18 protein-coding genes are annotated in these 20,192 nt (G+C 69.1%); 11 read left to right on the forward strand and 7 right to left on the reverse strand.

The window, feature by feature from the left end:
* Positions 1 to 109 precede the first annotated feature (109 nt).
* Positions 110 to 1,234 (forward strand): mechanosensitive ion channel family protein, encoded by a 1,125-nt coding sequence (locus tag F0Q34_RS06730; protein WP_206667962.1) that lies wholly within the window; start codon positions 110 to 112, stop codon positions 1,232 to 1,234.
* Position 1,235: 1 nt separating this feature from the next.
* Here F0Q34_RS06730 and F0Q34_RS06735 read toward each other — a convergent pair whose 3' ends face one another.
* Entirely contained in the window at positions 1,236 to 1,853 is a 618-nt protein-coding gene (locus F0Q34_RS06735) for a DUF1194 domain-containing protein (RefSeq protein WP_149811414.1), read from the reverse strand.
* A 174-nt stretch (positions 1,854 to 2,027) separates the two neighbouring features.
* Here F0Q34_RS06735 and F0Q34_RS06740 point away from each other — a divergent pair, with 174 nt between their 5' ends.
* Positions 2,028 to 2,723, forward strand: coding sequence for an exopolysaccharide biosynthesis protein (locus F0Q34_RS06740; protein WP_241665364.1), 696 nt, complete (start codon positions 2,028 to 2,030; stop codon positions 2,721 to 2,723).
* Between the two features lie 87 nt (positions 2,724 to 2,810).
* On the opposite strand, the gene F0Q34_RS06745 is transcribed toward F0Q34_RS06740, so the two are convergent.
* The 6 genes from F0Q34_RS06745 to F0Q34_RS06770 form a co-directional block, all read right to left on the reverse strand.
* Entirely contained in the window at positions 2,811 to 3,941 is a 1,131-nt protein-coding gene (locus F0Q34_RS06745) for a 2-aminoethylphosphonate--pyruvate transaminase (RefSeq protein WP_149811415.1), read from the reverse strand.
* 254 nt (positions 3,942 to 4,195) lie between these two features.
* Entirely contained in the window at positions 4,196 to 5,596 is a 1,401-nt protein-coding gene (locus F0Q34_RS06750; protein ID WP_149811416.1) for an NAD(P)H-dependent flavin oxidoreductase, read from the reverse strand.
* A 141-nt stretch (positions 5,597 to 5,737) separates the two neighbouring features.
* Positions 5,738 to 7,939, reverse strand: a complete 2,202-nt coding sequence (gene pnp / locus F0Q34_RS06755; protein ID WP_149811417.1) for a polyribonucleotide nucleotidyltransferase — start codon at positions 7,937 to 7,939, stop codon at positions 5,738 to 5,740.
* A gap of 396 nt (positions 7,940 to 8,335) precedes the next feature.
* Entirely contained in the window at positions 8,336 to 8,515 is a 180-nt protein-coding gene (locus tag F0Q34_RS06760) for a DUF2256 domain-containing protein (RefSeq protein WP_149811418.1), read from the reverse strand.
* A gap of 71 nt (positions 8,516 to 8,586) precedes the next feature.
* Positions 8,587 to 10,197 carry a phosphoenolpyruvate carboxykinase gene (locus tag F0Q34_RS06765; protein ID WP_149811775.1) on the reverse strand — a complete coding sequence of 537 codons (1,611 nt, stop codon included), beginning with the start codon at positions 10,195 to 10,197 and terminating at the stop codon, positions 8,587 to 8,589.
* 222 nt (positions 10,198 to 10,419) lie between these two features.
* On the reverse strand, positions 10,420 to 11,154 hold the full coding sequence (locus F0Q34_RS06770; protein ID WP_241665365.1) for a HugZ family pyridoxamine 5'-phosphate oxidase: 735 nt from the start codon (positions 11,152 to 11,154) through the stop codon (positions 10,420 to 10,422).
* A gap of 133 nt (positions 11,155 to 11,287) precedes the next feature.
* Between F0Q34_RS06770 and F0Q34_RS06775 the strand changes: the two genes are divergently transcribed.
* The 9 genes from F0Q34_RS06775 to ahcY all read left to right on the forward strand — a co-directional run bounded on the left by F0Q34_RS06775 (position 11,288) and on the right by ahcY (position 20,081).
* Positions 11,288 to 11,989: a response regulator transcription factor gene (locus tag F0Q34_RS06775; protein WP_120007191.1), complete on the forward strand. Its 702-nt coding sequence runs from the start codon at positions 11,288 to 11,290 to the stop codon at positions 11,987 to 11,989.
* A gap of 30 nt (positions 11,990 to 12,019) precedes the next feature.
* On the forward strand, positions 12,020 to 13,705 hold the full coding sequence (locus F0Q34_RS06780) for a stimulus-sensing domain-containing protein (RefSeq protein ID WP_149811419.1): 1,686 nt from the start codon (positions 12,020 to 12,022) through the stop codon (positions 13,703 to 13,705).
* A gap of 126 nt (positions 13,706 to 13,831) precedes the next feature.
* Entirely contained in the window at positions 13,832 to 14,278 is a 447-nt protein-coding gene (locus tag F0Q34_RS06785; RefSeq protein WP_149811420.1) for an HPr kinase/phosphorylase, read from the forward strand.
* A complete protein-coding gene (gene rapZ, locus F0Q34_RS06790; protein ID WP_241665366.1) occupies positions 14,275 to 15,264 on the forward strand; it encodes an RNase adapter RapZ in 990 nt (329 codons plus the stop codon). Before F0Q34_RS06785 ends, rapZ begins: the two co-directional genes overlap by 4 nt.
* 13 nt (positions 15,265 to 15,277) lie before the next feature.
* Positions 15,278 to 15,733 (forward strand): PTS sugar transporter subunit IIA, encoded by a 456-nt coding sequence (locus F0Q34_RS06795; RefSeq protein WP_149811421.1) that lies wholly within the window; start codon positions 15,278 to 15,280, stop codon positions 15,731 to 15,733.
* A 35-nt stretch (positions 15,734 to 15,768) separates the two neighbouring features.
* A complete protein-coding gene (locus F0Q34_RS06800; RefSeq protein ID WP_306419382.1) occupies positions 15,769 to 16,137 on the forward strand; it encodes an HPr family phosphocarrier protein in 369 nt (122 codons plus the stop codon).
* Positions 16,127 to 17,983 carry a phosphoenolpyruvate--protein phosphotransferase gene (ptsP, locus tag F0Q34_RS06805; protein ID WP_149811422.1) on the forward strand — a complete coding sequence of 619 codons (1,857 nt, stop codon included), beginning with the start codon at positions 16,127 to 16,129 and terminating at the stop codon, positions 17,981 to 17,983. Before F0Q34_RS06800 ends, ptsP begins: the two co-directional genes overlap by 11 nt.
* A gap of 49 nt (positions 17,984 to 18,032) precedes the next feature.
* Positions 18,033 to 18,656 carry a hypothetical protein gene (locus F0Q34_RS06810; RefSeq protein ID WP_149811423.1) on the forward strand — a complete coding sequence of 208 codons (624 nt, stop codon included), beginning with the start codon at positions 18,033 to 18,035 and terminating at the stop codon, positions 18,654 to 18,656.
* Positions 18,657 to 18,770: 114 nt separating this feature from the next.
* Positions 18,771 to 20,081 carry an adenosylhomocysteinase gene (gene ahcY / locus F0Q34_RS06815; RefSeq protein ID WP_149811424.1) on the forward strand — a complete coding sequence of 437 codons (1,311 nt, stop codon included), beginning with the start codon at positions 18,771 to 18,773 and terminating at the stop codon, positions 20,079 to 20,081.
* Positions 20,082 to 20,192 lie beyond the last annotated feature (111 nt).

The following is a 20,192-nucleotide window of genomic DNA, read 5'->3' on the forward strand; positions in this document are numbered from 1 at the left end:
CCATCCGCGCCGTCATGCTTTCCACCTGAACGGCATTCATGCCGCGGCGCGAAAATCGCGTTTTCCTTCCTGCCCCTGAACCGAGGTTCCTGGCGAAACGGAGGAGCTCTTGCTCGACCAGTTCGACGAAACCGCGCGGGACATCGTGGCGTCCGCCACCTGGGCGCCGGACTGGCTGCTCAGCATCGCCGTCCTCATGGCCGCGCTGCTGCCCGCCCTGCTGGCGCACCGCATCCTGTTCCGCATCATCAGCCGGCTGGTGCAGAGCCGCGACCTGTTCTGGCGGTCCCTGGTGCAGCGCACCGAAGGGCCGGTCCGGCTCGGCCTGATCGTGGTGGCGCTCAGCCTCGGCGCGGCCATCGCGCCGCTTTCGGCGGGGCAGGCGGCGGTGGCGCGGCACGCCCTGGCGATCTGCTTCATCTGCCTGGTGGGCTGGGTGGCGCTGACCGCGCTGCACATCTGGACCACCGTGTATCTGCGGAAGTTCAAGCTGGATTCCGAGGACAACCTCCTCGCCCGCAAGCACACCACCCAGTCGCGCATCCTGAAGCGCGTCGCCAGCGTGCTGATCGTGCTGGTCACCGCTTCCGTCGCGCTGATGACCTTCGACGGGGTGCGGCAATATGGCGTGTCGCTGCTGGCCTCGGCCGGTGCCGCGGGCATCGTGATGGGCCTGGCGCTGCAGCCCCTGCTGAAGAACCTGATCGCCGGCGTCCAGCTCGCCGTCACCCAGCCGATCCGCCTGGAGGATGCGGTGATCGTGGAAGGCGAATGGGGCAATGTGGAGGAGATCACCGCCACCTATGTCGTGGTGCGGCTGTGGGACTGGCGGCGCATGGTGCTGCCCTTATCCTATTTCATCGAGAAGCCGTTCCAGAACTGGACGCGGGAAAGCGCCTCCCTGATCGGCACGGTGATGCTGTATGTGGATTATTCGGCGCCGATCGAGGCGATGCGGCGCAAGCTGGAGGAGGTCGCGCGGGAAACCCCGCTCTGGGACCGCCGCGTGGTGAACATGCAGGTCACCGATTTCACCCCCGACACCATGCAGGTCCGCATGCTGGTTTCCGCCAGCAGCGCCGGCCGGGCCTTCGACCTGCGCTGCTGGGTGCGGGAACAGATGATCGGGTGGCTGCAGGCCGAGCATCCCGGGGCGCTGCCGCGCCAGCGGGCCGAGATCCGCCGCCTGCCGCGCGATGCCGCCTGGATGGAGGAAGCGGTGGCGGCGGAATAGCTCACGCCACCAGCAGGCCGCCGCCGATCTCCCGCCGCAGCTTGCGGCGGATGGCATCGGCGAAATCGACGTAATCGGCGCAGCTCATGGCGAAGGCGCCGGGGCCGCCGATCACCTCCGCCTCGAAATGCGCCAGCAGGCCGGGCTCCTCGTTCAGCACCGCCAGCGCGTTGAGGGTGACGCCGGCGGCCACCCCGATGTCGCGCACACCGCCGGGAGCGCGGCCCCGGTTGTGCGCGCCATCGCCCGACACATCCAGCACCAGCCGCGCCGCCTGGGCCGGGCAGCGCGCCAGCAGCGCCAGCCCGGCCGCCATGCCGGGCCCCAGCGCCGTGACGCCGGGCTGCGGCAGGCGCGGGGCGTTCTCGATGGCATCGGCCAGGGCGGCGGCGGCGGCCGCGCCATCCACCCGCATCCACGGCACCGCCACCTCCTGCGCCGAGGACCAGAACAGCACCGCCACCGCCACCGCCCCGCGCGGCCCGGCGGCGCAGGCCTGGGCGATGTCCGCTTCCCGGAAGGCCCCGGCCAGGCCGCCGATCATCAGCCCGAACTCGGCGAAGTCCACGCTGGCGGACACATCCACCGCAAGGCATAGCGCCAGATCCACCGGGTCCATGCATTCTTCTCCCCTTGCCGGCCTTGCCGCGTTAGGATGCGCCGGCGCTGCGAGAAAGGGCGGAAAACCGCGCCCTGGCATTGAACCCTCCGCGCAGCGTGCTCACCTTTCGTGCTCCTAACTTTCCGGTAAGGTTTGGCGCGGCCAACCGCCACCCGCTTCTGAGGATGGATAATGGACGGACGAACCGGCACCGCATCGCCGGACGCCACGATGGATCAGTTCGCGCCCGATGCCGTTTCCCGTGGCTCCTCTCCCGGGCCATCCCACGGTCCAGCCGCAGCCCCGATCACCCGCATCATCGCCCAGGTCGCCGCCACCTTTCCCGGGGAGCGCATCACCCTGGGCGAGATGGCGGAAGCCTTTGGCGAGCGCGCCTTCGGCCTGCTGATCCTGCTGCTGTGCCTGCCCAGCCTGCTGCCCGGCATGGCCAGCGTGTTCGGCCTGCCGATGCTGATCCTGGGCCTGCAGATGGGGCTGGGCCGCACCCGCCCTTCCCTGCCGCGCTTCCTGGCCGCCAGGACGGTGAAGCGGACGGACCTGATGCGGCTGGCGAACGCGTCGTCCCGCGGGTTGAAGACGGTGGAGCGCTTCGTGCGCCCCCGCCCCGGCTGGTGCATCGAGCCGGCGGGAGAGCGGCTGGTGGGCTGGATGACCGTGCTGGCGGCGCTGATGCTGATCCTGCCCGGGCCGGGCACCAACGGGCCACCGGCCTTCGGCACCATCATCATGGCCCTGGGCGTGGTGGAGCAGGACAGCCGCGTCACCGGCATCGGCCTGGTCGTGACCATCGCCGGCTGCCTGTTCGCCGCCGGCGTGCTGGTGGCGCTGTGCTGGTTCGGCTGGCAGGCGGTCGGGTTCATCTTCTGACAGGATGCGCGGGAACAGGGCGTTCCCGCGAGCGGCCCGGCGGCCGGGGCGGAACGGGGGCCTGACGACGGCCGCCCGCGCCCCCTTTCAGGCGGCTTCGCGCAGCCGCACGCCCAGCTCCTCCAGCGCGCCGCGCATGGCGCCCAGCGCGAAGCGGATCTCGTCCGGCCCCACATGGCCGATGCAGCCGACGCGGAAGGTCGGCTCGGCCGTGTTGTGGAAGTTGCTGATCAGCACGCCGCGCCGCTTCAGCGCATCCACGAAGCGCTGCAGCTCGAAGGCCGGATGGTCGGGCTGGTGGAACAGCACGATGACCGGCCCCTGCTGCTCCCGGTCGAGATAGGGCTTCAGCCCCAGCGCCTGCCCGCCCTCATGCAGGATGCGGGCATTCTCGCGGTAGCGGGCGAGCCGCACCGGCTGCCCGCCCTCGACCAGGAAGATGTCCAGCGCGATGCCGAAGGCGTGCAGCGCCTGCACCGGCGGCGTGAAGCGGAAGCTGCCCCAGCTGGTGCGCTGCGCCGTGTCGAACACATCGGCCAGGTCGAAGGACCAGGACTGGGCGTTGCCCCGCGAGGCCTCGACCCGCCCGATCGGGCAGATGGCGAAGCCGAGACCCGGCAGCCCCTCGATGCATTTGTTGGAGGTGAACACCACCGCATCCACCTCCGGCTGCGCCTTCAGGTCGAAGGGCAGCGCGCCGAAGGCCGAGACGGCATCGACAATCATGCGGCGGCCATGCTCCCGCGCCACGGCGCCGATCGCCGGTACGTCGTTGACGATGCCGCTGCCGGTTTCGGAATACACGATGCCGACATGGCTGATCGCCGGGTCCGCGGCGAGCGCCGCGCCGATCTCGGCCGGGGCGATGCTGCGCTTGTCCGTGCAGGGCAGGGCCACGATGGCGCGGCCCGCCTCGCGCGCCAGGCGGGCCATGCGCTCGGCATAGGCGCCGTTCATCGGGATCAGCAGCTTGCCCGCGCCGGGCCGGTCCTGCGCCGGGATGAAGGTGCGGATCGCCGCCTCGGTGATGAAATGGCCGGCGCCCTGCAATGGCAGGCAGGCATGCTGGCCGGCCACGCCGCCGGCGATGTCGCGCAGCTTCTCGCGGATGGCGATGTATTCGGGAAAGAAGTCACGGTCCCAGGGGGCGATGTCCACCGCCATGGCAGCCCGCACTTCGGGACGGGTCTGCACGGGACCGGGAATCAACAACAACATTCTGGCTGTTCCTGTTCAGGCGTTTCGGAGGGCCATTCGGAAGCCGGCGGGCCCGACCCGCGCCTCTGCACAAACAGCCAACCACAGGCTGCCTCCGCCACCCGGCAAAGGAAAGGGGAGATACGCCGGGAAATGCAACCCGTGGGAAAGGAGGCGCGAAACCATGCCGCGCGGCAGCGGGCCGCCTTTGCATTCCCGGAAAACAGAAAAGGGCGCTGCCGGTGGCCGGCAGCGCCCTTTTTCCTGAAACGGCCTCAGCGGCCGGACATGATCCGCTCGACCAGCTGTTTCACCGAGGGGATGAAGCCGTTCGAGTAGAACGGGTCCGCGCCGAAGCGATAGGCGTTGTGGCCGGCGAACATCAGGTTGTGCTCGATGGCGCCGTCATGGGCGATGTCCTGCAGCGTCTTCTGGATGCAGAAGGAGCGCGGATCGGCCTTCTTGCCGTTGGTGTAGTCCGGCCCGTGCTGGGTCCAGTTGGAAAACCGGCAATGGGACAGGCAGCCCATGCAGTCGGTCTGGTCCTTCAGGATTTCCCGCGCATTCTCGGGCGTCACGAAGACCAGGGTGCTGTCGGGGGTGCGCAGCGCCTCGGTGTAGCCCTGGGCTTCCCAGTGATGCACGCGCTCCAGGTCGCCGGGCGCCAGCCAGACCAGGCGCTTGCGCGGGCCCACGCCGTATTCGGCGGTGTGCTCGCCGACCGGCTCGGGGCTGACCGCCACCTGGCGCTCGTTGCGGGCCTCCAGGTCGCGCAGGAAGTCGTTGCGCACGGCCGAGGAATAGAAGCCGGTGGGCGAGAAGGGCTGCAGCAGCACGTCGCCCGGCTTCAGCGTCAGCAGGCGCTGCTTCCAGGACTCGCTGATCGGGCTTTCCTGGGTCAGCAGCGGGCGGGTGCCGAACTGGAAGGCGACCGGGCCCAGCTCGGGGTTGTCGATCCAGTCCTCCCATTCCTCCAGCCACCAGACGCCGCCGGCCATGATGATCGGCACGTCGCCCAGGCCGAAGGCGCGCATCTGCTCGCGCAGCTTGCGGACGCGCTCATAAGGCGCCTCGGGCTTGTTCGGGTCCTCGGAATTGGACAGGCCGTTATGGCCGCCGGCCAGCCAGGGGTCCTCATAGACCACGCCGCCCAGCAGCTCCGCCGCCTTGCTGTAGGAACGCTTCCACAGCGCCGCGAAGGCCCGGCCGGAGGACACGATGGGGTAATAGAAGACGTTGAACTCGCGGGCGATCTCGGCCAGCCGGTAGGGCATGCCGGCGCCGCAGGTGACGCCGTTGATCAGCCCCTTGGCGCCTTCCAGCACGCCACGCAGCACGCGCTCGGCGCCGCCCATCTCCCATAGCACGTTGATGTGGATGCGGCCGCGGCCATTGGCCCGCTCATGCGCCTCGCGCGCCTGCGCGATGCCGCCGGCGATGCCATAGGCCACCAGCTCCTCGTGGCGGTCGCGGCGGGTGCGGCCGTGATAGACCTGGCGGATGACATTGCCATCCGCATCGTAGCTGTCGGCGTTGACGCCGGAGAAGGTGCCGATGCCACCGGCGCCCGCCCATTCGCCACAGGATGCCCCCGTGGAGACGGCGACGCCCTTGCCGCCTTCCACCAGCGGAAGCACGTCCACACCGCCCATCCGGATCGCGTTGATTGCCTTCACCGCAGCCTTACCGTTCCCGAAACTGATTTCACGATAGCGTCATTTAGAATGGGCCACACCCATTCCGAGCCCCACGCCTGAAATTTTTTGAAATCTGGCGTGAGCGCGACGGGGAGGGGTCCCCGCCGCTTCCGGCTCAACTCAGTCGTGGTCGCGACGCGGACGACGCTCACGGCGCTCCCGGCGCTCGCCGCCCTCGCCCTCGCCCTCACTTTCGGCGCGGGGGCGGCGGGCGCCGACCTGCTCACTGATATCGGCACCCGTGGCCTGATCCACAACCCGCATGGACAGCTTCACCTTGCCGCGGTCGTCGAAGCCCAGCACCTTCACCTTCACCTTGTCGCCCTGCTTGACGATGTCGGTGGTCTTGTTGACGCGCTCATTCGACAGCTCGGAGATGTGGACGAGGCCGTCCTTGGCGCCGAGGAAGTTCACGAAGGCGCCGAAATCGGCGGTCTTCACCACGGTGCCGTTGTAGATCACGCCGACCTCCGGCTCGGCGGTGATGCCGCGGATGCGGTCGATCGCGGCCTGCGTCGCCTCGGGGGAGGTGGACGCGATCTTGATCGTGCCGTCATCCTCGATGTCGATCTTGGTGCCGGTGGTCTCCACGATGTCGCGGATCACCTTGCCGCCCGTGCCGATCACTTCGCGGATCTTGTCCTTCGGCACGTTGATCACGGTGATCTTCGGCGCGTTGGAGGCGACATCGGTGCGGGCGCCGGTCAGGCCCTTCGCCATCTCGCCCAGGATGTGCAGCCGGCCGCCCTTGGCCTGCTCCAGCGCGATCTTCATGATCTCGGGCGTGATGGAGGTGATCTTGATGTCCATCTGGAGGGCGGTGATGCCTTCCTCCGTGCCGGCCACCTTGAAGTCCATGTCCCCGAGATGGTCCTCGTCGCCCAGGATGTCGGACAGGACCGCGTAGCCCTTCTCCTCCTTGATCAGGCCCATGGCGATGCCGGCGCAGGGGCGCTTCAGCGGCACGCCGGCATCCATCAGCGACAGCGAGGTGCCGCAAACGGTGGCCATCGAGGAGGAGCCGTTCGACTCGGTGATCTCGGACACTACGCGCATGGTGTAGGGGAAGGTGGACTTCTCCGGCAGCAGCGGCTTGATGGCGCGCCAGGCCAGCTTGCCATGGCCGATCTCGCGGCGGCCGGGGCTGCCCATCCGGCCCGTCTCGTTCACCGAATAGGGCGGGAAGTTGTAGTGCAGCATGAAGTTCTCGCGGTACTCGCCCGCGAGCTGGTCGATGATCTGCTCATCCTGGCCGGTGCCGAGCGTCGCCACGCAGAAGGCCTGCGTTTCGCCACGGGTGAACAGCGCCGAGCCATGGGAGCGCGGCAGCACGCCGACCTCGGCCACGATCGGGCGCACGGTCTTGGTGTCGCGGCCATCGATGCGCATGCCGGTGTCGAGGATGGCGTTGCGGACGACGTCCGCTTCCAGCTCCTTCAGCAGCCCCTTGGCGGCGGCGGCCTCATCCTCGGAAAGCTGCTCGAGCAGCGCCTTCTTGGCCGCGCCCACCTTCTGCTGGCGGAGCAGCTTCTGGGTTTCCTTGTAGGCCTCGCCGATGGAGGCGCTGCCCAGCTCGGCCAGCTTCTTCTTCAGCGCCGCCGTTTCGGCCGCTTCCTCGGGCAGGTCCCAGGGCTCCTTGGCGGCGCGCTCGGCCAGCTCGATGATGCCCTCGATCACGGGCTGGAAGCCCTTGTGGCCGAAGGTCACGGCGCCCAGCATGTCGTCCTCGGACAGCTCCTGCGCCTCCGACTCCACCATCAGCACGCCCTCGGCGGTGCCGGCGACGACCAAGTCGAGCTTGGAGCTCTTCATCTGCTCCAGCGTCGGGTTCAGCACGAAAGCGCCCTCGATCAGGCCGACGCGCGCAGCACCCACCGGGCCGAAGAAGGGAATGCCCGACAGCGTCAGCGCGGCGGAGCAACCGACCAGCGCCACGATGTCCGGGCTGTTCTCCATGTCATGCGACAGCACCGTCGCGATGACCTGCACCTCGTTGCGGAACCCTTCCGGGAACAGCGGGCGGATCGGGCGGTCGATCAGGCGGGAGATCAGGGTCTCCGCCTCGGAAGGACGGCCCTCGCGCTTGAAGAAGCCGCCCGGGATCTTGCCGGCCGCGAAGGCCTTTTCCTGGTAGTTCACGGTGAGCGGGAAGAAATCCTGCCCCGGCTTCACGTTGCGGGCGCCGACCACGGTGCAGAGCACGATGGTGTCGCCGAGCCGGGCCATCACCGCGCCATCAGCCTGGCGGGCGACCTTGCCGGTCTCCAGCGTCAGCGTCTTGCCGGCCCAGTCGATGTCCTTGCGGAAGTAGTTGTCGAACATGAATCGTCCTTGGCATCGCGGCCCGCGGCATTCCTACCTGCGGGCCTTGCGTCCCCCCCGCCGGGCGGTGCCGCGCGCGGGGTCTCATGGGGCGATGCGGAACAGCCTCGAACGCCGGACCAGGATTTCGCCCCCGATGGGGGCGATCGGCGTCTCGGGCGGCATGGGGTGGCCGCGGGAACCGCGGAACGCACCATGTGGCCGGAAACGCCGCCACGCTCCCCTTGCAAGGGTCGCGCCCGGTGCAGCCTCGTGCTTCCCGCTCGCCAGCGGGTCCGGGCCTGCCCGAGTCGGGCCGCCCGGGCGGCGTTATGGACGCACATTCACCGCGATGCCACGGAAAAATCGCCGCCCGCCTGGCGGGACCATTCCCTCACGGCCAAGCCCGCGCCGTTTTCAGCGCCGCGGCGGCACGGGTCCGGCCGACCCCCGGGACGCCGGAAATCGCTCGGAGCGGCAGGCATCGGAGCAGTAGCGCACCTGCTCCCAGTCGCGCGCCCATTTGCGCCGCCACGCGAAGGGGCGGCCGCAGGCGGCGCAGATCTTCTGCGGCAGGTGCGGCTTCTTGTGCGCCATGCAGACCCCTTTCCACGAAAAAGGGCGGAGCCTCGCGGCCCCGCCCCCGTTTCAATGCCGCCCGGGCCGGATCAGGCCGCGCTCTTGAGCGCCGCAGCCTTCACCTCGTCGCTGACCGCGCCGGCGAAGGTTTCGAAGTTCTTCTCGAACAGCGACACCAGATGCTTGGCCTGCTTGTCATAGGCCGCCTTGTCGGCCCAGGAGTCGCGCGGGTTCAGCACCTCGGCCGGCACGCCCGGCACGTTCTGCGGCACGGCGAGGCCGAAGAACGGATCGGTGACGAACTGGGCCTGGGCCAGGGAGCCATCCAGCGCGGCGCGCAGCAGGGCGCGGGTGTGCTTGATGGACATGCGGTGGCCGGTGCCATAGGCGCCACCGGTCCAGCCCGTGTTCACCAGCCACACCTGGGCGCCGTGCTTGGCGATCAGGTCGGCCAGCATCTTGCCGTACACCTCGGGGTGGCGCGGCAGGAAGGGGGCGCCGAAGCAGGTGGAGAAGGTGGCCTGCGGCTCCTTGCCGAGGCCCTTCTCCGTGCCGGCCACCTTGGCGGTGTAGCCCGACATGAAGTGGTACATGGCCTGGGCCGGGGTCAGCTTGGCGATGGGCGGCAGCACGCCAAAGGCGTCGGCCGTCAGCATCACCACGTTCTTCGGCAGCCCCGCCATTCCGCCAGGGGCGGTGTTGGGGATGAACTCGATCGGGTAGCAGGAGCGGGTGTTCTCGGTCAGGCTGCCATTGTCGAGGTCGAGATTGCCGCGCTCATCGGCCACCACGTTCTCGAGCACCGCGCCGAAGCGGTGGGATGCGTTCCAGATCTGCGGCTCGGCTTCCTGGGAAAGCTTGATGACCTTGGCGTAGCAGCCGCCCTCGAAGTTGAACACGCCCTTGTCCGACCAGCCATGCTCGTCATCGCCGATCAGCGCCCGCTCGGGGTCGGAGGACAGGGTGGTCTTGCCGGTGCCGGACAGGCCGAAGAACAGCGCCGTGTCGCCCTTTTCTCCGACATTGGCGGAGCAATGCATCGGCAGCACGCCCTTGGCCGGCAGCAGCCAGTTCATGACGGTGAAGATGCTCTTCTTGATCTCGCCGGCATAGGAGGTGCCGGCGATGGCGATGATCTTCTTGGCGAAGCTCAGCGCGATCAACGTGCCGGAATCCGGGCGGCCACCATGCTCCGGCCGCGCTTCCATCTCCGGCGCGTGCAGGATGGTGAAGTCCGGGGTGAAGCCTTCCAGCTCCTCGACCGGCGGGCGGATGAACATGTTGCGGGCGAACAGCGCGTGCCACGCATTGGTGGTCACCAGACGGACCTTGATGCGGTGTTCCGGGTCGGCGCCGGCATACAGGTCCTGGGTGAACAGCTCCTGCCGCTCGCCCAGCCAGTTGCGGACATCGGCGGTGAAGGCGTCGAACTTGGCCGGGTCCAGCTTCCGGTTGACCTTGCCCCACCAGATCTCCTTGGAAACCTCGGGGTCGTCGGCCACGAACTTGTCCGCCACGGAGCGGCCGGTATGCACGCCGGTCACCGCCATGAAGGCGCCATCGGCCGACAGGCGGCCCTCACCGCGGCGCAGCGCATGGGCATACAGACCGGCGGCGGTCAGGTTGGCATGGACATCAAAGGAAGCGGTCACGCCCGTCCCTGCGAGAGCCTGGGCGGGAACGGTCTGCGGCGTGTTCATCAGTCGGTCATCTCCGGTCAAGGCGCTGTTCCTCCAGCGCGGCGCGCAGGGGCAGTGGCCATTGATTGTCCTCCCGGAAGGTCCGCATCTCGCACACAATCGTACCGCATGGGCACCGTTCCCGGCTGGCGGGCGGAACCCTAAGGCAGCGAAACCGGCACGGTCAACGTTCGCGTTGTCGTCATATTATCATACGAATTCCCGCTTCCGCCTGGACGAAGTTCAATTTTTGATGCGAGCCCGGGCTTCCGCCGATGCCGCGACCAAGGCATCCCGTAGGCTCGCCGCATCCACCACTGGCAGCTTGAACGCCACCCGGCAATGCCGGTGATCATCGGCGATCAGGTCGCAGCCATCCACATCCACCGCCACCATGCGCCACGGTCCAGGCTGCTGCCCTGCCAAACAAATCGCCATGTTTTCAAGGATATCGGGGTGATCCACATTCATGTGCTCACATGCGGCCGTTTCCGCCTCGGCGACGGCATGGACCGAGGCGGCGTCCGGCAGCCATTCGGCGGGGCGCAGGCGGAACGCCGCGGCGAAGCCGCCCACCACCTGCAACCCTTCCGGCTTCATCCGCCACAGGGCGAAGTCGCTGAACCCCGCGTAAAGCTCGGCATAGGGATGCAGGGCGAGCCAGCGTGCCTTCAGCGCGGGAATGTGATGGTCCTCAACCCGCTCGGCCAGCCCGGTCACAGTAACGCGAGGGGCGGTCTGCGGGTTCGCCTCGGTTGCCGCGCCTTGGACGAACAGGGCGCATCGCGGCTCGCGCAGCAACTGGCGGGTGTGCTCGGACAAGCTGGACAGCCACATCAGCGGCGACAGGTCCGGAGCCATGGCGGGCGTGACGAGGCTGGCGAAAGGCTGCCCTTCCCGCTGCGTCGCAAGCACGGCGGAACGCGCCCCGCGCAGCAATGCCCTGGCCATCCAGCCCGCTTCGGCCTTGTCCACCATCCAGATCACCCCTTATCCACCATGTTGCGGCCCGGCCCGTGCCACAATCTCCGCGCATATCCCCTTGCGATAAAGGGCCGCCGGGGGCCGGACGATGCCCGGCGCCGCAGAAGGACGTCAGGAGCCGCAACACATGCCCGCCACGATCGCCCTGGTCGATGATGACCGCAACATCCTGACCTCTGTCTCCATGACACTGGAGCAGGAAGGGTTCCAGGTGCGCACCTACACCGATGGCGAAAGCGCGCTGCAGGGCTTGCTGTCCCGCCCCGCCGACCTCGCGGTGCTGGACGTGAAGATGCCCCGGATGGACGGGATGGAGCTGCTGCAAAGGCTGCGCCAGCGCTCCTCCATGCCGGTGATCTTCCTGACCTCCAAGGACGAGGAGCTGGACCAGCTGATGGGGCTGCGCCTCGGCGCCGACGACTACATCACCAAGCCCTTTTCCCAGCGCCTGCTGCTGGAGCGCATCCGCGCCCTGCTGCGCCGCAACGAGGCCAGCCGGGCCGAGGGCTCCGGCGCGCCGCCTTCCGGCGTCATCACCCGCGGCGAGCTGGTGCTGGACGAAACCAAGCACACCTGCACCTGGAAGGGCCAGCCGGTGCAGCTGACGGTGACCGAGTTCCTGCTGGTGAAGACGCTGGCCCAGCGCCCCGGCATGGTGAAGAACCGGGACCAGCTGATCGATGCCGCCTATGGCGAGGCGATCTATGTCGATGACCGCACCATCGACAGCCATGTGAAGCGCGTGCGCAAGAAGTTCCGCCAGGTGGACGACGACTTCTCGATGATCGAGACGCTGTACGGCATCGGCTACCGCTACAAGGAGGGCTGATGCCGCGGGCTCCGAGTCCAGGAAACATCGATGCCTGACGCCAGCGGCCGCCCCGCCGGATCCGTCCTGCCCGCGGCCGCGCGACCGGAAACGACGCGGCTGCGCGGCTCGCCGCTGCTGCGGCGCATCCTGCTGCTGAACGCGGTGGCGCCGGCGCTGCTGGCCGCTTCCCTGCTGTATCTTGACCAATACCAGAACGGGCTGCTCGCGGCCGAGGTGGAGGCGCTGCGCACCCAGGCCCGCATCTATGCCGGCGGCATCGCCGAGGCGGCGGCGCGGGTGCAGGATGACAGGCCCGTGCTGGTGCCCGACATCGCCCGCCCCCTGCTGCGCCGCCTGGTGGAACCCAGCCCCAACACCCAGGCCAAGCTGTTCGACACCACCGGCCTGCTGGTGGCCGATAGCCGGGTGCGGGAAGGCCAGGGCGGCGCCATCGTCACCGAGCCGCTGCCCCCGCCCGAGCCGCATTCGGCCTTTTCCGGCACGTTGGCCAGCGTTTACGACCGCATCCTCACCGTGCTGCCGCGCTGGACCGCCGGCGATGGCGACGTGGTGGTGGACGTCACGCCCGGCGCGCCTTCCTTCGACTGGCAGCCCGCCCTCGGCCCCGACCGGCAGCAGGAATTGCGGCTGGCGCTGGAAGGCGGCGTGCGCCCCTATATCCGCCGCACCAATGAAGGCCGGCTGCTGGTCTCCGTGGCCGAGCCGGCGCGGCGCGGCAACCAGAGCGTCGGCATCGTGCTGCTGACGCGGGAAGCGCGGCAGGTCGATGACAGGCTGCTGGAGATCCGCTCCTCCGTGCTCGGGCTGTTCCTGTTGGCGCTGCTGCTGACCGTGGCGGCCTCCTTTTATCTGGCGCGCACCATCGCCTCGCCCATCCTGGCGCTGGCGGGGGCGGCGGCGGCGATGCGGCAGGGCAAGGGCCGCGCCGGCTCGGTGCCGGTGCCGCTGCTGGCCCGCACCGACGAGATCGGCATCCTGGCGCGCGACCTGCAATCCTCCGCCACGGCGCTGTGGGCGCGGATCGACCAGAATGAGCGCTTCGCCGCCGATGTGGCGCATGAGCTGCGCAACCCGCTGACCTCCGTGCGCTCGGCCATGGAAACGCTGCGCCGCATCGAGAACCCGGAGCAGCAGAAACGCCTGCTTGCCATCATCGCCGACGATGCGGTGCGGATGGACCGGCTGATCGCCGACATCGCCGATTCATCCCGCGTGGATGCCGAATTGTCGCGCACCGCGTCGGAGCCGGTGGATATCGGCGCCATCCTCCCGGCCCTGGCCGAGCTGCACAACGCCACCCGCAAGCCCGACGGGCCGGAGGTGGTGCTGGAGATCCCGCCTGGCCCGCTGGTGGTGCGCGGGGTGGAGGGGCGGCTGGTGCAGGTGTTCCGCAACCTCCTGGGCAACGCGATCTCCTTTTCCCCGCCCAATGGCAAGGTCTGGCTGCGCGCCCGGCCAACCGGTGGCGTGATGGAATTTTCCGTCGAGGATGAGGGCCCCGGCATCCCCGAGGCCAAGCTCGACGGCATCTTCGCCCGCTTTTATTCCGAGCGGCCGGAAGGCGAGCAGTTCGGCAAGCATTCGGGGCTGGGGCTGTCGATCAGCCGGCAGATCGTCGAGGGCCTGGGCGGCCGCATCGCTGCGGAGAACCGGCGCGACGAGGGCGGCAAGGTGATCGGCGCACGCTTTGTGGTGCGGCTGCCGCTGGGCTGAGGGTAGGGCTCGCACCTCCGGGTGCAGCCTCTGGCTGAATATTGTTAAGCTTCCACACCCGCCTAATAACTGCCATATTTCAGCAGATTTCAGCGTCCAGTCCCCCGAGCGGAGCCGGAATTCGATATGTTGCTGCATGGGAGCTGCGCAGCCTCGCAAGGGGCCGGCGTGCTGTTCCTGGGTCCCCCGGGATCCGGCAAGTCTGACCTGGTGCTCCGGCTGATGCAGTTGGGCTGGGACCTTGTCGCCGATGACCAGGTGGCGCTGCGCGAGGCCAATGGCGCCGCCGTCGCGGAGGCGCCGGCGGCGCTGGCCGGCCTGCTGGAGGTTCGCGGCGTCGGCATCTTCCAGAACCTGCCGCACGGCCCCGCGCCGCTCCGCCTCGTGGTGGATCTGGCGCCACAGGCCGCCATTCCCCGCCTGCCGGAGCCGCAGCGCTTCGCCCTGTCCGGGTGCAGCCTGCCCCGCTTGGCGCTGCATGCCTTCGAGCCTTCGGCGCCGGCCAAGCTCAGCCTCGCCCTTGCCGCCGCCGAGGCCCGGATGAGCCAGCGCGCCGGGGCCTTCGCGGCGTGAGCCCGGCCATTCCCTCATGCCGGCCGGTGGTGGTGGTCACCGGCCTGTCGGGCGCCGGCAAGGCCACCGTGCTGCGCATGCTGGAAGACCTCGGCTTCGAAAGCATCGACAACCCGCCGCTTTCGGTGCTGGAGGAGCTGGTGGGCGAAGGCGGCACGGTGCCGCTCGCGATCGGCGTGGATGCCCGCACGCGCGGCTTCGACGCCGCCGAGCTGCAGGCGCTGCTGCGCCGCCTGCGGGCGGTGCCGGGCACCGCGCCGCAGCTGTTGTTCGTCACCGCGGAGGATGCGGTGCTGCTGCGCCGCTTCTCGGAAACGCGGCGGCGGCATCCGATGGCGCCGGGCGGCTCCCTCGGCGGCTCGGTGGCGGATGGCATCGCCCGGGAACAATCGCTGCTGGCGCCGCTGCGCGACGCGGCGGACTGGGTGGTGGACACCACGGACCGCCCCCTGCCCGACCTCCGCCGGCTGGTGGAGCGGCATTTCCGCCCCGAAGGCGAGGCGCCGCAGGGCCTCGCCGTCGCGGTGATGTCCTTTGCCTTTCCGCGCGGCCTGCCGCGGGAGGCGGATCTGGTGCTCGACCTGCGCTTCCTGCGCAACCCGCATTACGATCCGGTTCTGCGGCCGAAAACCGGCCAGGACCCCGCGGTGGCGGCGTTTGTCCGGCAGGACCCGGATTTCGCTCCATTCTGGCAACGCATGACGGCGCTGCTGGACCCGCTCTTGCCGCGCTACGCGGCGGAGGGCAAGAAATACCTGACGGTTGCTCTTGGCTGCACGGGCGGCAAGCACCGCTCCGTGCTGATGGCGGAGTTGCTTTCCGCGCATCTTGCCGAACAAGGTTGGCGCGTCGATCTGACACATCGTGAACTGCGCGCCGTGCAGGCTTCCAGCACGGGGGCCATGGCTGCAGGAGGCGGCGAACTGAATATCGCCCCGCCGCTCAGCACAACGGGTCGGGAGGCCCCTTCTACTTGCACTCTTTAATGGCGTACCCATCATGATCGGCATGGTTTTGGTCAGTCACGGCCAGCTCGCCGAGGAATTCCGCCTGGCGATGGAGCACGTGATCGGCCCGCAGCCGCAGGTCGAGACGGTGTGCATCGGCCCCGATGACGACATGGAAGCGCGCAAGCGCGACATCCTGGGGCGCGTGGCCGCCGTGGACCAGGGGGATGGCGTGGTGATCCTGACCGACATGTTCGGCGGCACGCCCTCGAACCTGGCCACCGCGGTGGCGCAGGGGGATGGCCATCCCGGCTGCCCGATCGAGGTGATCGCCGGGCTGAACCTGCCGCTCCTGGTCAAGCTGGCGAAGATCCGCAGCGCCGAGGCGCTGGGCCCGGCGGTGGAGCACGCCATGATGGCGGGCCGCAAATATATCGCCTGCGCCACCCCGGCGCGCTGCGCCCCGCCGCCCCCGGTTGACGCGCTGACCTGCGCCAAGCCGGTCTGAGCCGGCGGGCGCGCCCTACCGGAGATAAACCCGAGATGCACAGCCCGTTCCGGCGCCCCAGCCCCGCCTTCGCCCCCTCCGACGTGTTCCGGAGCGACGCGCCCCTGCCCCCCGCGGCCGAGGCAGGCAATCCGCTGCTGCTGCGCCGCGTGGTGCCGATCACCAACAGCCGCGGCCTGCATGCCCGCGCCGCCGCCAAGCTGGTGTCGCTGGCCGAGCGCTTTTCCGCCTGCGTGACCGTCGGGCGCGATGGTCAGAAGGTGCCCGCATGCTCCATTATGGGGCTGATGATGCTGGGCGCCGGCAAGGGGAGCGAGGTCGTGGTGGAAGCCGAGGGATGGGATGCCAGGGAAGCGCTGGATGCGGTGGCCGGCCTGATCGAGGCCGGATTCCATGAAGACTGAGAAGCGCGAGAAAGCCAGCCAAGCCCCCGCCGCCGAGCCTGCCCGCCGCCTCGCCCGGAAGTCGCGCGAAGCCAGGCTGTGGGGCATCCCCATCTGCCCGGGCGTCGCCATCGGCCCCGTGTTCGACACCAGCGAGCCGCCGGCCGAGGCGCCCCGCCGCGCCGTGGCCGAAGCCCAGGTGGAAGGCGAGCGCCAGCGCCTGGACGAGGCCGTCGCCGCCAGCCGCAAGCAGATCTCCAAGCTGAAGGCGCGGCTGGGCGTCCTGCCGGAGGAAGCGCAGGAGGAGCTGGAGCCGCTTCTCGACGCTTATGCCATGATGCTGAGCGGCAGCCGGCTGATCCGCGGCGCCCGCCGCCGCATCGCCGAGGAGCTGCTGGCGGCCGAGACGGCGGTGAATGACGAGGCCGAAGCCATCGCCGCCGCCATCCTTGCCGCCAAGGACGACGACAAGGCCGGGCTGCGCCGCCGCGCCGGCGAGGTGCGGGAGATCGCCCGCCGCCTGACCCGCAACCTGACCGCCACCCCCTTCCGCGCGCTGAAGGAGGTGCCCGCCGGCTCGATCCTGGTGGCGGAGGAGCTGACCCCGGCCGATGCCGCCCTGCTGGACCCGACCCGCATTGCCGGCGTCGCCACGGAGGAAGGCGGCGCCGACGGCCACACCGCCATCATGCTGCGGGCCCTGGGCATTCCTTCCGTGCTGGGCTGCGCCGGCCTGACCGAGGCGGCGCGGCGCGGCGACGAGGCGGTGCTGGATGGCGGCACCGGCACCGTCGTGCTGCGCCCCGGCGCCGCCGCGCTGGGGGCCGGGCGGGAAGCGCTGTCCGCCTATGCGCGGGAAAAATCCCGCCTCGCCAAGCTGCGCCGCCTGCCCGCCGTCACGGTGGATGCCGAGGAGGTGGAGCTTCAGGCCAATCTGGAGATTCCGGCCGAGCTGCCGCTGATCGCCCAGGCGGGCGCCCAGGGCATTGGCCTGCTGCGCACCGAGTTCCTGTTCATGAACCGGGAGGATCTGCCGGACGAGGAAGCGCAGGTCGTCGCCTATACCCAGGTGGTCGAGGCGATGGCGGGCGATTGCGTCACCATCCGCGTGCTGGACTGGGGCGGCGAGAAGGACATGGAGGCGCTGGCGGAAGGCATCGAGCCCTTCCATGCCGGGCCCAACCCGGCGCTGGGCCTGCGCGGTATCCGCATGCTGCTGAAGAAGCCGGAGCTGCTGGAAGCGCAGTTCGCCGCCATCCTGCGCGTGGCCGGCGGCGCGGCCGGCCAGGTGCGCGTGCTGCTTCCCATGGTGACCGTGCCGGAGGAGGTGCGGCAGGCGCGCGAGATCTATGACCGCGTGATCCGGCGGCTGCGGCGCAAGGGCGTGGCGCTGCCGGAGAAGCTGCCCCTGCTGGGCGCCATGATCGAAACGCCCGGTGCGGCGCTTGCCGCCGACGCCATCGCGCTGGAGGCGGATTTCTTCGCCATCGGCACCAACGACCTGGCTATGTACACCCTGGCCGTGGACCGCGCCGATGCCGAGGTGGCCCATCTCTACGACCCCCTGCACCCGGCGGTGCTGCGGCTGGTGCAGTTCGCCACCGAGGCGGCGCTGCGGCTGCGCATGCCGGTTTCCATTTGCGGGGAGATGGCGGGCAATCCGCGCCTGGTGCCGCTGCTGCTGGGCCTGGGCATCCGCACCCTGTCGATGAATGCCAGCGCCATCCCGCGCGTGAAGCAGGTGGTCCGCACCCTCAAGATCGACGATTGCGCCCGCTTCGCCCGCCGCGTCATGGAACAAAGCGACCCGAAGCGGATCCAGGAACTGGTGATGGGCTTTGGCGAGGGCGCTCCGGACAGGCACTGACCGCGCCGGCCGCTTTTCAGACCGAACCCGCTTTCCAAAAAGGAAGCCGATGCCCGAAGCCGCCGCCCCCGTCATCGGTGCTCCCCACATGTCGGTGGAGGAGCTGGAACTGTTCCGGCAGGTGCTGGCGGAAGGCCATCGCCGCTATGCGGAATTCGGCACCGGCGGCTCCACCCTGGAGGCGGTGCGCAGCGGCTTCGATACGGTGGTGGCGGTCGATTCGGACCGCAACTGGGTGCAGGCCCTGTCCCGGCATGATGAGCTGCGCCCGGCCATCCGGGCGGGGCGGCTCAGCATCCTGCATGGGCAGATCGGCCCGACCGGCGCCTGGGGCGGCCCGGTGGGCACCGACACCATGAAGCAATGGCCGAACTATGTGGCGACGCAATGGAAGGCCTGGGCGGAGCGCGGCGAATCGCCCGACCTGCTTTTCGTGGATGGGCGTTTCCGCGTGGCCTGCGCCCTTTCCGCGCTGCTGGCCTGCCCCGATGCCCCGCCCCGCCTGATGATGCACGACATGCTGCCCGAGCGCCTGCGCGGCTATGGCGCGGTGCTGGAATTCTACGAGGCCGAGGCGAAGGCGCAGTCGCTCTGGGTGCTGCGGCCGCTGCCCCGGCCGGACCCGATGCGCCTGCTCACGGCCTTTCTGCGCCACCTGCTGACCTTTGGCTGACAGATCCGCCGGACAGCGCCGGCAGACATAAAGATATTCTTATGTCTTTCCGTATGGGCTGGCCCTGTGGCGGCGGCCCGTGCTACCCGGCGCGTCATTGCCTGGAGAGCACCCATGCCCGATACGAACCCGACCGGCTTTCACGACTACAAGGTGAAGGACATCTCCCTGGCCGCCTGGGGCCGCAAGGAGATCTCCATGGCCGAGGACGAGATGCCCGGCCTGATGGCGATCCGCGAGGAATACGGCCCTTCCCAGCCGCTGAAGGGCGCCCGCATCGCCGGCTGCCTGCACATGACCATCCAGACCGCCGTGCTGATCGAGACGCTGACCGCGCTCGGCGCCGAGGTCCGCTGGTCCTCCTGCAACATCTTCTCCACCCAGGACCACGCCGCGGCCGCCATCGCCGCCGCCGGCATCCCCGTCTTCGCCTGGAAGGGCATGAACGAGGAAGAGTTCTGGTGGTGCATCGAGCAGACCGTCCGCGGCCCGAATGGCTGGGACATCAACATGATCCTCGATGACGGCGGCGACCTGACCGTGCTGATGCACGACAAGTATCCCGAGCTGCTGAAGAACGTGCGCGGCCTGTCGGAGGAAACCACCACCGGCGTGCACCGCCTGTGGGAGATGGCGAAGAAGGGCACGCTGAAGGTGCCGGCCATCAACGTGAACGACAGCGTCACCAAGTCGAAGTTCGACAACCTCTACGGCTGCCGCGAGAGCCTGGTGGACGCCATCCGCCGCGGCACCGACGTGATGATGGCCGGCAAGGTCGCGGTCGTCGCCGGCTATGGCGATGTGGGCAAGGGCTCGGCGGCGTCGCTGCGTAATGCCGGCTGCCGCGTGATGGTGACCGAGGCCGACCCGATCTGCGCCCTGCAGGCCGCCATGGAAGGCTATGAGGTCGTGACCATGGAGGATGCCGCGCCGAAGGGCGACATCTTCGTCACCGCCACGGGCAATGTGGACGTGATCACGCTGGACCATATGCGCGCGATGAAGCACCGCGCCATTGTCTGCAACATCGGCCACTTCGATTCCGAGATCCAGATCGGCGCGCTGCGCAACTTCCAGTGGGACAACGTCAAGCCGCAGGTGGACGAGGTGGTGTTCCCCGACGGCAAGCGCCTGATCGTGCTGTCCGAGGGCCGGCTGGTGAACCTCGGCAACGCCACGGGCCATCCGAGCTTCGTGATGTCCGCCAGCTTCTCCAACCAGACCCTGGCGCAGATCGAGCTGTGGACCAACCACAAGAACTACGAGTGCAAGGTCTACACCCTGCCGAAGAAGCTGGATGAGAAGGTGGCGATGCTGCACCTCGCCAAGGTCGGCGCCAAGCTGACCAAGCTTTCCCCGGCCCAGGCCGAGTATATCGGCGTGCCGGTGAGCGGCCCCTTCAAGCACGAAGAATACCGCTACTGAGCATGAGGCGGGCGGGGGTGGTCCATCCCGCCCGCACCCTGGCGCCACCAGGAAGCGGCGCCCGGCAAGTTGTTCCGCCGTCCCCCCTTCCTGAAGGGGTGGCGGAAATCC

This window comes from Teichococcus oryzae, from assembly GCF_008386565.1.
GTDB classification, from domain to species: Bacteria; Pseudomonadota; Alphaproteobacteria; order Acetobacterales; family Acetobacteraceae; genus Pseudoroseomonas; species Pseudoroseomonas oryzae.

Excerpts from the sequence above, each read along its gene's own strand:
- F0Q34_RS06735 (WP_149811414.1), bottom strand. The coding sequence starts at position 1,853 with ATGGACCCGGTGGATCTGGCGCTATGCCTTGCGGTGGATGTGTCCGCC.
- F0Q34_RS06740 (WP_241665364.1), top strand. The coding sequence starts at position 2,028 with ATGGACGGACGAACCGGCACCGCATCGCCGGACGCCACGATGGATCAG.
- F0Q34_RS06745 (WP_149811415.1), bottom strand. The coding sequence starts at position 3,941 with ATGTTGTTGTTGATTCCCGGTCCCGTGCAGACCCGTCCCGAAGTGCGG.
- pnp (WP_149811417.1), bottom strand. The coding sequence starts at position 7,939 with ATGTTCGACAACTACTTCCGCAAGGACATCGACTGGGCCGGCAAGACG.
- F0Q34_RS06760 (WP_149811418.1), bottom strand. The coding sequence starts at position 8,515 with ATGGCGCACAAGAAGCCGCACCTGCCGCAGAAGATCTGCGCCGCCTGC.
- F0Q34_RS06765 (WP_149811775.1), bottom strand. The coding sequence starts at position 10,197 with ATGAACACGCCGCAGACCGTTCCCGCCCAGGCTCTCGCAGGGACGGGC.
- F0Q34_RS06770 (WP_241665365.1), bottom strand. The coding sequence starts at position 11,154 with ATGGTGGACAAGGCCGAAGCGGGCTGGATGGCCAGGGCATTGCTGCGC.
- F0Q34_RS06775 (WP_120007191.1), top strand. The coding sequence starts at position 11,288 with ATGCCCGCCACGATCGCCCTGGTCGATGATGACCGCAACATCCTGACC.
- F0Q34_RS06780 (WP_149811419.1), top strand. The coding sequence starts at position 12,020 with ATGCCTGACGCCAGCGGCCGCCCCGCCGGATCCGTCCTGCCCGCGGCC.
- F0Q34_RS06785 (WP_149811420.1), top strand. The coding sequence starts at position 13,832 with ATGTTGCTGCATGGGAGCTGCGCAGCCTCGCAAGGGGCCGGCGTGCTG.
- F0Q34_RS06795 (WP_149811421.1), top strand. The coding sequence starts at position 15,278 with ATGATCGGCATGGTTTTGGTCAGTCACGGCCAGCTCGCCGAGGAATTC.
- F0Q34_RS06800 (WP_306419382.1), top strand. The coding sequence starts at position 15,769 with ATGCACAGCCCGTTCCGGCGCCCCAGCCCCGCCTTCGCCCCCTCCGAC.
- ptsP (WP_149811422.1), top strand. The coding sequence starts at position 16,127 with ATGAAGACTGAGAAGCGCGAGAAAGCCAGCCAAGCCCCCGCCGCCGAG.
- F0Q34_RS06810 (WP_149811423.1), top strand. The coding sequence starts at position 18,033 with ATGCCCGAAGCCGCCGCCCCCGTCATCGGTGCTCCCCACATGTCGGTG.
- ahcY (WP_149811424.1), top strand. The coding sequence starts at position 18,771 with ATGCCCGATACGAACCCGACCGGCTTTCACGACTACAAGGTGAAGGAC.